Below are 9,501 nucleotides of genomic sequence, written 5' to 3' on the forward strand. Positions count from 1 at the left end.
TCATGCCTCTCCCCAAGCTCCTTAAAGCTTAGGTCGTGGTGTCGATTTATGTTCGCTTATTTATGCACGGGTTAGTACTAGCGTCTTCTAACAGGCAGACGGATGCAAAGCTCGCTATTTCAGGGCGTCTCTTGTTTTTTTCTTTCAACTTGCCTACAGATCAGCGAAAACGCACCTTCTCTCGGTGGCCGGGGCGGCCGGGAACCGCGCGACGTCGGAGTGCGCCAGGCCAACGCTATTCGTGGCTTCCACCGACCCAGCTAATCGACGCCTTTAAGGACCTCTCGATTTGATACAATGAATCATATTTGGCAGCAAATACAGCCGCAAATGCGCTAACTTCGTGCAAAAATTCGCATCTTCTGCCTTCGGCCGAATTTGTACCCGGTGCTGAGCGATAGTAAAGTAGCGTCCGCAACAAATATAAAGCGCATCAATTGCGCCATCGCCGAGGCGCTTGTGCCCTCCCTCCGTTTCGAACCCGAATCTCGTGACTAGTTGAATGTGCAGCAAACCCATTGTCGTCGACCTGGACGGTACGTTGATTCGCTCGGATGTCCTTGTCGAGAGCGGCTTCGCGTTCCTTAAATCCTCGCCGCATCGCTTTTACGAACCGCTCGGCTGGCTCGCGCGCGGCGGCAAGCCCGCGCTCAAGTCGCGGCTTGCAGAACGGGCGCATATCGACGTGAGCGTGCTGCCGTACGACGGCGAGTTGGTCGCTTGGCTGCGCGAGGCGCGCGCCGCCGGCCGCACGCTCGTCCTCGCGACCGCGAGCCACGAGCGCTTCGCGGCTGCCATCGCGGCGCATCTCGGCATCTTCGATCGCGTGTTCGCCACCAACGAGCGGATCAACCTGTCCGCGGGGCGCAAGCGCGACGCGCTGGTCGAGGCCTATGGCGAGAAGGGTTTCGACTATGTCGGCAACTCGCACGACGACGTTCCCGTCTGGGCGGCGGCCGATCGCGCCTACGTCGTCAATCCACATGCAGGCGTAGAGCGCGCCGCGCGCAAGCAGGACAACGTCGAGCGCGTGTTCGAGAACCGGCCGCCATCGCTCAGGGTCTGGGCGAAGTCGCTGCGGCTGCATCAATGGCTGAAAAACCTGCTCATCTTCGTGCCGCTGCTCGCCGGGCACTTCGTCAACCAGCTTCCGCTCGTCGTGCTCGCGCTGATCGCCTTCGTGACCTTCGGCATGTGCGCATCGAGCGTATATCTGCTGAACGACTTGCTCGATCTCGAAGACGACCGCCATCACCCGGTCAAGCGGCGGCGCCCTCTCGCATCCGGCGCGATGCCGCTGACCTGGGGCCTCGCACTCTTTCCAGTGCTGCTGGTCGCGGCGTTCACGATCGCCGTGATCTGCCTGCCGTGGCGTTTCTGCCTCGTGCTGGTTGGCTATTACGTTCTCACGCTCGCCTATTCGATGGTGCTCAAGCGCCATGTCATGGTCGACGTGGTCGTGCTCGCCGGGCTCTATACGGTGCGCATCGTGGCCGGCGCGGCGGCGATCGGCGCGCAGCTCACGTTCTGGCTGCTCGCGTTCTCGATGTTCATCTTCTTGAGTCTCGCGCTCGTCAAGCGCTACGCCGAACTTCATTCGATGAAGGAGCGCGGCCTCGTGAAGACGCGCGGACGAGGCTATGTATCGAGCGACCTGCCGCTCATCTCCTCGCTCGGCACGGCATCGGGCTATCTGTCGGTGCTCGTGCTCGCGCTCTATATCCAGGACCGCGGCACCACGCAGCTCTACCATCATCCGCGGATGATCTGGCTCGCCTGCCCGCTGCTGCTCTACTGGATCAGCCGCACGTGGATCATCGCGCATCGCGGCGGCATGCACGACGATCCGATCGTGTTCGCCGCGCGCGACCGTACGAGCCTCTTCGTCGTCGTGCTGTGCGGGCTCATCTTCTGGCTGGCGAGCTGATCGATGGCCGGACTGCTCTCGTGGGGCCGCTATCCGAACGTGCCGCAGGAACCGCATCCGGTTGCCTGGCGCGATTCGGCGCAACGCGTCTGGGGCGAAGTCGGCGCGGCGCACGGCAACACGCTTGCGTTCGGCAACGGCCGCAGTTACGGCGACAGTTGCCTCGCCGCGTCGGGACATGTCGTGCAGATGCTGCCGCTCGACCGCATCATCTCGGTCGACTGGGAAACAGGCGTGCTGCGCGCGGAACCCGGCATCACGCTCGAACAGATTCTGCAGGTCGCGATTCCGCGCGGCTGGATGCTGCCCGTGACGCCGGGCACCAAATACGCGACGCTCGGCGGCGCCATCGCCAACGACGTGCACGGCAAAAATCACCACGTGCGCGGCACGTTCGGGCGTCACGTGCGTGCTTTCGGGCTGCTGCGCAGCGACGGCAGTCAGAGCGAATGCATGCCGCGCTTCAACGAGGCGCTCTTCTCCGCGACGATCGGCGGACTCGGCCTGACGGGACTTATCGTATGGGCCGAGATCCAGTTGATGCCGATCCGCTCGAGCAAGATCGACGTGACGAGCATCCGCTTTGGCAATCTCGACGGTTTCTTCGCGCTGTCTGAAGAGCTCGATCCGCTGCACGAGTACAGCGTCGCGTGGGTCGATTGTCTGAGCCGCGGCGCGGCGCTCGGGCGCGGCATCTTCATGGTCGGCGACCATGCGGCGCACGGACCGCTCGAAGTCGACCGGCGCAAGAAACGCACGGTGCCGCTCACGCCGCCCGTCTCGCCGATCAACGGCCTCACGCTGCGCGCGTTCAACGAGCTGTACTACCGGCGCCAGCGTCGGGAGAGAACGCAGACGCGCGTCGGCTACGATGCCTATTTCTATCCGCTCGACAGCCTGCTCGAATGGCACCGGATCTACGGCCGGCCGGGGTTCCAGCAGTATCAGTGTGTCGTGCCGACCGTCAATGCGCGCGACGCCACGCGTGAGATCCTCGAAGCGATTTCGTCGAGCGGGACCGGTTCGTTTCTCGCGGTGCTCAAGCGTTGCGGCGACATCGCGTCGCCGGGGCTGCTGTCGTTTCCGCTTGCCGGAACGTCGCTCGCACTCGATTTTCCGCAACACGAAGCGCGTAACAACCGGCTCTTCGCGACCCTCGACGGCATCGTGCGCGAGGCCGGCGGACGGCTCTATCCGGCGAAGGACGCCCACATGTCGGGCGCCGATTTTCGAGCGGCCTATCCTCAGTGGCAGCAGTTGGAAGCGCATCGCGACCCGGCGATGCTGTCGCGCTTTTGGGAACGAATGATCCAGTCATGAAGAGAATCGTCATCATCGGCGCCACGTCCGCCATCGCGATCGCCTGTGCCCGGCAATGGGCCGAAAAAGGCGCGCGGTTTTTCCTCGTCGCGCGCAACGGCGAGCGGCTGGAACAGGTCGCGGCGGACCTCACGGCACGCGGCGCGCAGTCGGCGCAATGCCATCAGCTCGACATCGACAAGCTCGACGAACATCAGGCGATGCTCACGCGATGCGTGGCTGAGCTCGGCACGCTCGACATCGTGCTGGTCGCGCCGGGTACGCTGCCCGATCAGGCGGCGTGTCAGGCCGATCCTGCCGTCGCGGTGCGCGAGTTGAATACGAACGCGGTGTCGGTGATCGCGCTGCTCACGCCGCTCGCCAACACGCTCGAAGCGCAGAAGCATGGTGCGCTCGCGGTGATTTCATCGGTGGCGGGCGATCGCGGACGGCCTTCGAATTATCTTTATGGCAGTGCGAAGGCGGCGCTGTCGGCGTTTCTCGAAGGGCTGCGGGCACGGTTGTTCAAGGCGGGCGTGCATGTGGTGACCGTCAAGCCCGGCTTCGTCGCTACGCCGATGACGGCCGGACTGCCGTTGCCGGGGCCGCTCGTCGCGACACCCGAGAAAGTGGCCGCGGACATCGTGAGCGCGATCGAGAAGAAGAAGAATGTGCTTTATACGCCGTGGTTCTGGTGGGGGATCATGACGATCATCCGCAACGTGCCGCAGTTTCTGTTCAAGCGGGCGTCGCTGTGAGTCTGGCGGCGGCGTGCTGTTCTCGAATCGCATGGCGATTGCCCATCCTTCGACGCGCTACCCCGGGCATTGCGGGCGCCATTACGTTGCTACTGATCGCGTATCAGCCCCTCGCGTTGAGGGTGAACAGACAGCTGGTCTACGAGCAAAACGTCGGAGGTCTTGCCGTCCGCGCGCACGTCTACGATGCCAACGTGACAAGGCCTATTTATCCTTTCGAGGAGCGGCTGATCGAGACTGCGAAGTCAGCCGAAACGGCGGGCATTTCCATCTTTGCGCCGAAACAACGGGACTATTTCAAGGCGCCGGCGCGCATCGAAGTAACATCGAAGTGCCTGGGGTATGTCGATCATGTCTCGCAAACGAAGACTCCGGGCGTCGTCGGTGCATCGGGATGGATATATGATGCCTCGTCCAGATCGGTGCCGAACGCGATCGTCATTGCCGGGCCTGACGGAAAGGTGCTCGGCACCGGCCTGACCGGCGGCAGACGCGACGACGTGAGCAAGCTGTACGGCTCGGCCTCCCGCTACGCGGACTGGACTGCGTTCTTCTCCGCGCAACCCGATACCCGATTCGACATCGATGGCCAGACGAACGATGGCGCGTTCTGCTCGATCGGCGGATCGCGCGTGCCTGTGGGTCCATAATCTCGCAGATCGGAAGATTAACGCTTCATCTCTTTTTTTGAGCAACCGCATGAATCAAGCCCGCATCGTTATCCCGGGTGGCGCTGGCCTGGTCGGCCAGAATCTCGTCGCGCGCCTGAAGGCGCAGGGATACCACAACCTCATCGTGCTCGATAAATTTCGCGCGAATCTCGACATTCTGCAGACGACGCATCCCGACGTGACCGCCATCTACGCGGATCTCGCCGAGCCCGGCGGATGGGAACAGCACTTCGAGGGCGCCGACGTCGTCGTCATGCTTCAGGCGCAGATCGGCGCGCCGACGCTCGAGCCGTTCATCCGCAACAACATCATGTCGACCCGCCATGTGCTCGCGGCAATCAAGCAGCACAACGTGCCTTATACCGTGCACATCAGCTCGTCGGTGGTGAACTCGGTGGCGAAAGACTTCTATACCGATACGAAACGCGAACAGGAGGAGATCGTGGTCGCGTCGGGCATCGATTGCGTTGTGCTGCGTCCAACGCTGATGTTCGGCTGGTTCGACCGCAAGCACCTCGGCTGGCTCTCGCGCTTCATGCATCGTGTGCCGGTGTTCCCGATTCCCGGCAGCGGCAAGTACATGCGCCAGCCCCTCTATGTCGGCGACTTCTGCAATGTCATCATCAGCTGCATCAATTCGCGGATCAAAGGCTCGGCGTACAACATCTCGGGACTGGAACGGGTCGACTACATCGACATCATTCGCCAGATCAAGCGCGCCACGCGCGCCCGCTGCGCAATCGTGAAGATTCCTTACGGGCTGTTCGACACACTTCTGAAGGTCTACGCTCTGTTCGACAAGAACCCGCCTTTCACGTCCGATCAGTTGAAAGCGCTGACCGCGGGCGATGAATTCGAGGTGATCGACTGGCCGGGCATCTTCGGGATTCGCCCGACTCCGTTCGCGAAGGCGATGGACGAGACCTTCAACGACCCGATCTACAGTCACATTGCACTAGAGTTTTGAGCGGACCATTACGATGAGCGGAGAACGTATCGCAGTTCTGGGCGCCGGGCCGATGGGTCTCGGCGCGGCCTATCAACTCGTGAAGGACGGCAAGAAGCCGGTCATCTTCGAAGCCGACGATCGCGTCGGCGGCATGGCTGCGTGCTTCGACTTCGGCGGCCTGTCGATCGAGCGCTACTATCACTTTCACGCGATCTCTGACCATGCGTTCCTGAAGGTGCTCGACGAGCTTGGCCTGCAGGACAAAATGAAGTGGCGCGAAACGAAGATGGGCTACTTCTATCAGGGCCACGTGCAGGCATGGGGCAATCCCGTGGCTCTGCTCAAGTTCAAGGGACTCAGCTTCGCCGCCAAGTTCCGTTACGGGCTGCACGCTTTCCTTTGCACCAAGCGCAACGACTGGAAGCCGCTCGACCACGTCGAAGCGACGGGTTGGATTCGTCGCTGGATCGGCGAGGAAGCGTGGGAAGTGCTGTGGCGGCGTCTGTTCGACTACAAGTTCTACGACTACGCGTACAACCTCTCGGCCGCTTGGATCTGGAGCCGCATCCGGCGCATCGGTCGTTCGCGCTACAACCTCTTCCACGAGAAACTCGGTTATCTCGAAGGCGGCTCCGACACGCTGCTCAACGGAATGCGTGCCTATATCGAGGCGCATGGTGGCGAGTTTCGCCTCGGCACGCCGGTGCAAAAGGTGGTGATAGAGAGCGGCAAGGTGACCGGCGTCGAGGCGAACGGGGAGTTCCACGCGTTCGACAAGGTGATCAGCACGATTCCCCTTCCCTACGTGCCGCGCGTGATGCCTGACCTGCCGGCGGCTATTCTCGATGCCTTCAAGAGCGTGAAGAACGTCGCCGTAGTGTGCGTGATCGCGAAGCTGAAGAAGCCGGTGACCGAGAACTTCTGGCTCAACACGAACGATCCTGAGATGGATATCCCGGGGATCGTCGAGTACACGAATCTGCGGCCGCTCGATCAGCACATTGTGTATGTGCCGTTTTATGTGCCGGGCGAGCATCCGAAGTATCAGGAAGCGGATTCCGTCTTCATCGACAAGGTGAAACGCTATCTGATGAAGATCAATCCGTCGCTGAAAGTAGATGACTTCATCGACGTGCGCGCAAGCCGCTATCGCTTCGCGCAGCCGATCTGCGAGCCGGGTTATCTAGACCGCCTGCCGCCGATTCAGTTGCCGGTGAAAGGCTTGCTCGTCGCGGACACGTCGTACTACTACCCCGAGGACCGCGGCATTTCGGAAAGCATCGACTTGTCGCGCAAGATGGCGAAGATGCTATGACGCGCGCCCACTCGGTCGTGAACAAGACCTTCGTATCGAAGCAATTTTTGGTGTTCCTGTTGACGGGCGGATTCGCCGCCGCGGTCAACTGGGGCAGTCGCATTGTCTACAACTTCTGGATGCCGTACTCTGCAGCAATCGTCGTCGCGTATGTCACCGGAATGATCGTCGCGTTTATTTTGGCGCGGATCTTCGTTTTCAATAACAGCACGCAATCGACGGGACGGTCGGTAATGTTTTTTACGCTCGTGAATCTGGTGGCAGTGTTGCAGACATGGGTAGTGAGCATCGGACTCGCGAACTATGTATTCCCCCAATTCGGAATGTATTGGCATAATCGAGAGCTGGCCCACCTGGCCGGAGTAGCAATCCCGGTATTCACCAGTTACATAGGGCACAAAAAGTGGAGTTTCAAAAGCTGACCCTTGTGCCTCCGGCGGCCGAAGTCGCCAGCAGACACGCAACCAATAATTTACGCATTTGCGAATCGAATGCCCTACCCGGCGTTGTAACTACCTTGAACCCATCGCGTCACACAAATCTCTGACCGGCAAGCGCGAGTCACGGAAGAACATGTTTAGGTTGAATGACATGGAGTGGGGGACTTGTAAGTTTTCGGTGAATCGCATTTACTCTCACTTTTTCAGTAGAGGCATTCGTAAGAGAACCGACGCCCTGGACCCAGACGGAATTCGAGCAACTCGAGCTCGGCGATGCGCGCTTGGACAAGCGAGCGAGGCTTTTGATGGAAAGAATGGCGGCCGACCCGATGGCGAACTGGTCTGACCGACCTACGCAAGAACTGTCGAGGGGACCATTCTGTGAGTATCCATTTAGTGCCGCAGAAAGTTGATTCGAAAGAATAGGTTTGCAACCGCATCATCACAATCTGTAGCGTCTACATTATGATCGCATTTGAGCGTGAGTCGGCGTCGACTCGAGGCGTATAATGCCCGATGAACTTTACATCGGAGCCACTCTTTGGAATCTGATAACAATAAATTTGTCAACTGGATAAGCGCATTTGCGGCGATTGTTTCGGTTTCTTTGCTGTGCATGGCCGCATGGCTTGCTGTCAAATACATGCATGAGCCGATCCTTGAACAGCACGGGTTCCGTCAGACGCAGACCGCGTTGACATCGTATTGGGCATGTCGCGGTGGATTCGGCGCGGCTTACTGGACGCCGGTTGCAGGGTATCCGTGGGCAATCCCGATGGAGTTCCCGATCTATCAATGGATAGTCGCCGCCATGGGGTGTTCGTCTACTGCGACACTTGACGCAGTTGGGCGACTTACGAGTTTTGTCTTCTGGGTAGCTTGTTTTTGGCCAGCATGGCTTATTTGCCGTCGTCTATTCGGCGCAAGTGCACACTTGTATTTCTGGGTATTTTCCGCGCTGTTCGTCTCGTCTCCAATCTATCTGTTCTGGAGCCGAACGTTCATGATGGAAACTGCAGCACTTTTCTTCACGCTCATGTACCTCGCATTCGCGCTGGAGATGTCGTTTGGCCGAGATCGTTGGCGCGATGCGTTACTGACCGGCACGTTTCTTACGTTAGCAATTTTGCAAAAAGCGACCACCGTGCTTCCTATGCTGGTGTTCGCCCTGCTGTATCTCTGGATAATTCGCGGCAGTCTGCGCGAACGCGCAGACTTTTCTTCGGTGCTAGGTAGGGCAGTCGTTGCATATCTTGTCCCCTTCATAATCGGGTTTGCGTGGGTTAAGTATTCTGACCACGTAAAGATGGCCAATGAGTTGGGTAAGTACCTGACGTCGTCTGCACTTAACGCATGGAACTTCGGCACGCTGAAGGACCGCGTTTCTGCGGCTCTGTGGGTGGACGTCATATGGCGTCGGGTAGCTGCTGAGAACATCGCGGGCATTCTAGGGCCGCTGGTGATACTTGCTGGGGGAGTCTTCGCGCCGCGCCGTCGAGTCCTTATTGCATGCGGAGTTGGGTTCTACCTGTTGTTCTTTATGGTGTTCGAGAATCTGTTGTTCCAGCATCATTATTACCCAGCATCGAACACCGTCTATCTGATCTTTGCGCTCGCTGTTTCGATAGGAGGTCTCATTGAAGCGCGGCCTAAGTTCGCTGCGTTTATGACGCTCGCCTTTGCGGGAGCAGTTGCCATGAATTTGCAGGCGTTCTTCGGGGGCCAGCTTTTTGCTTCGGAGATTCACCACGATAGCGATTCTATTTTGCTCCCGGCCAAATACGTCCGTGAACACACGTCTGAAACCGACCCGATCATAGTCTACGGTGCAGATTGGAGTAGTGAGATCCCATACTACGCAGAGCGCCGATCCTTCGCTGTGCCTAAGTGGTTGCCTAACTACGTCGGGGCATTGGATGCGCCGTTAAGATACGTTGATCGAAAGCCGGGGGCCGTTTTGGTGTGCTGGGACGGACTAAACGACAGAGACCTAATGGCTAAGATGGAAGTGGACTACCGCACATGGACCAAGACCATCGTCTCCCAATGTGCCATTTACACCAATGGTTCGTCAGTAAAAACTGTGGGTCGACGGAGGCTCGGGTAGTTTTCCAAGTGCATGATAAAGCGCGATTTCTGTCG

Annotated in this window: 9 protein-coding genes; all 9 read left to right on the forward strand. The window is 59.3% G+C overall.

Going from position 1 to position 9,501, the window contains the following annotated elements; translation table 11 throughout:
- The first annotated feature begins 502 nt into the window (after positions 1-502).
- The 9 genes from AWB81_RS37820 to AWB81_RS49300 all read left to right on the forward strand — a co-directional run bounded on the left by AWB81_RS37820 (position 503) and on the right by AWB81_RS49300 (position 9,466).
- On the forward strand, positions 503-1,927 hold the full coding sequence (locus AWB81_RS37820) for a UbiA family prenyltransferase (protein ID WP_062643153.1): 1,425 nt from the start codon (positions 503-505) through the stop codon (positions 1,925-1,927).
- Positions 1,928-1,930: 3 nt separating this feature from the next.
- Complete coding sequence (locus AWB81_RS37825; RefSeq protein WP_062643155.1) at positions 1,931-3,247, forward strand: FAD-binding oxidoreductase; 1,317 nt, start codon at positions 1,931-1,933, stop codon at positions 3,245-3,247.
- The gene (locus AWB81_RS37830) at positions 3,244-3,984 is read left to right on the forward strand and encodes an SDR family oxidoreductase (protein ID WP_062643156.1); all 741 of its coding nucleotides are present in this window, start codon (positions 3,244-3,246) and stop codon (positions 3,982-3,984) included. The genes AWB81_RS37825 and AWB81_RS37830 overlap by 4 nt, the downstream gene beginning before the upstream one ends.
- Positions 3,912-4,634: a hypothetical protein gene (locus tag AWB81_RS37835; RefSeq protein ID WP_144444309.1), complete on the forward strand. Its 723-nt coding sequence runs from the start codon at positions 3,912-3,914 to the stop codon at positions 4,632-4,634. Before AWB81_RS37830 ends, AWB81_RS37835 begins: the two co-directional genes overlap by 73 nt.
- Before the next feature lie 49 nt (positions 4,635-4,683).
- Positions 4,684-5,622, forward strand: coding sequence for an NAD-dependent epimerase/dehydratase family protein (locus AWB81_RS37840; protein ID WP_062643160.1), 939 nt, complete (start codon positions 4,684-4,686; stop codon positions 5,620-5,622).
- 13 nt (positions 5,623-5,635) lie between these two features.
- On the forward strand, positions 5,636-6,919 hold the full coding sequence (locus AWB81_RS37845; RefSeq protein WP_062643162.1) for an NAD(P)/FAD-dependent oxidoreductase: 1,284 nt from the start codon (positions 5,636-5,638) through the stop codon (positions 6,917-6,919).
- Complete coding sequence (locus tag AWB81_RS37850; RefSeq protein ID WP_062643165.1) at positions 6,916-7,341, forward strand: GtrA family protein; 426 nt, start codon at positions 6,916-6,918, stop codon at positions 7,339-7,341. Before AWB81_RS37845 ends, AWB81_RS37850 begins: the two co-directional genes overlap by 4 nt.
- 200 nt (positions 7,342-7,541) lie before the next feature.
- Positions 7,542-7,772 carry an IS4/Tn5 family transposase DNA-binding protein gene (locus AWB81_RS48980; RefSeq protein WP_087135466.1) on the forward strand — a complete coding sequence of 77 codons (231 nt, stop codon included), beginning with the start codon at positions 7,542-7,544 and terminating at the stop codon, positions 7,770-7,772.
- Between the two features lie 128 nt (positions 7,773-7,900).
- Complete coding sequence (locus tag AWB81_RS49300; RefSeq protein WP_144444310.1) at positions 7,901-9,466, forward strand: ArnT family glycosyltransferase; 1,566 nt, start codon at positions 7,901-7,903, stop codon at positions 9,464-9,466.
- Positions 9,467-9,501 lie beyond the last annotated feature (35 nt).

The sequence above is a fragment of the Caballeronia arationis genome (assembly GCF_001544975.2).
Taxonomy (GTDB): Bacteria; Pseudomonadota; Gammaproteobacteria; order Burkholderiales; family Burkholderiaceae; genus Caballeronia; species Caballeronia arationis.

Coding starts and splice junctions, on each gene's coding strand:
- AWB81_RS37840 (WP_062643160.1), top strand. CDS start 4,684: ATGAATCAAGCCCGCATCGTTATCCCGGGTGGCGCTGGCCTGGTCGGC.
- AWB81_RS37825 (WP_062643155.1), top strand. CDS start 1,931: ATGGCCGGACTGCTCTCGTGGGGCCGCTATCCGAACGTGCCGCAGGAA.
- AWB81_RS37820 (WP_062643153.1), top strand. CDS start 503: ATGTGCAGCAAACCCATTGTCGTCGACCTGGACGGTACGTTGATTCGC.
- AWB81_RS37830 (WP_062643156.1), top strand. CDS start 3,244: ATGAAGAGAATCGTCATCATCGGCGCCACGTCCGCCATCGCGATCGCC.
- AWB81_RS37850 (WP_062643165.1), top strand. CDS start 6,916: ATGACGCGCGCCCACTCGGTCGTGAACAAGACCTTCGTATCGAAGCAA.
- AWB81_RS37845 (WP_062643162.1), top strand. CDS start 5,636: ATGAGCGGAGAACGTATCGCAGTTCTGGGCGCCGGGCCGATGGGTCTC.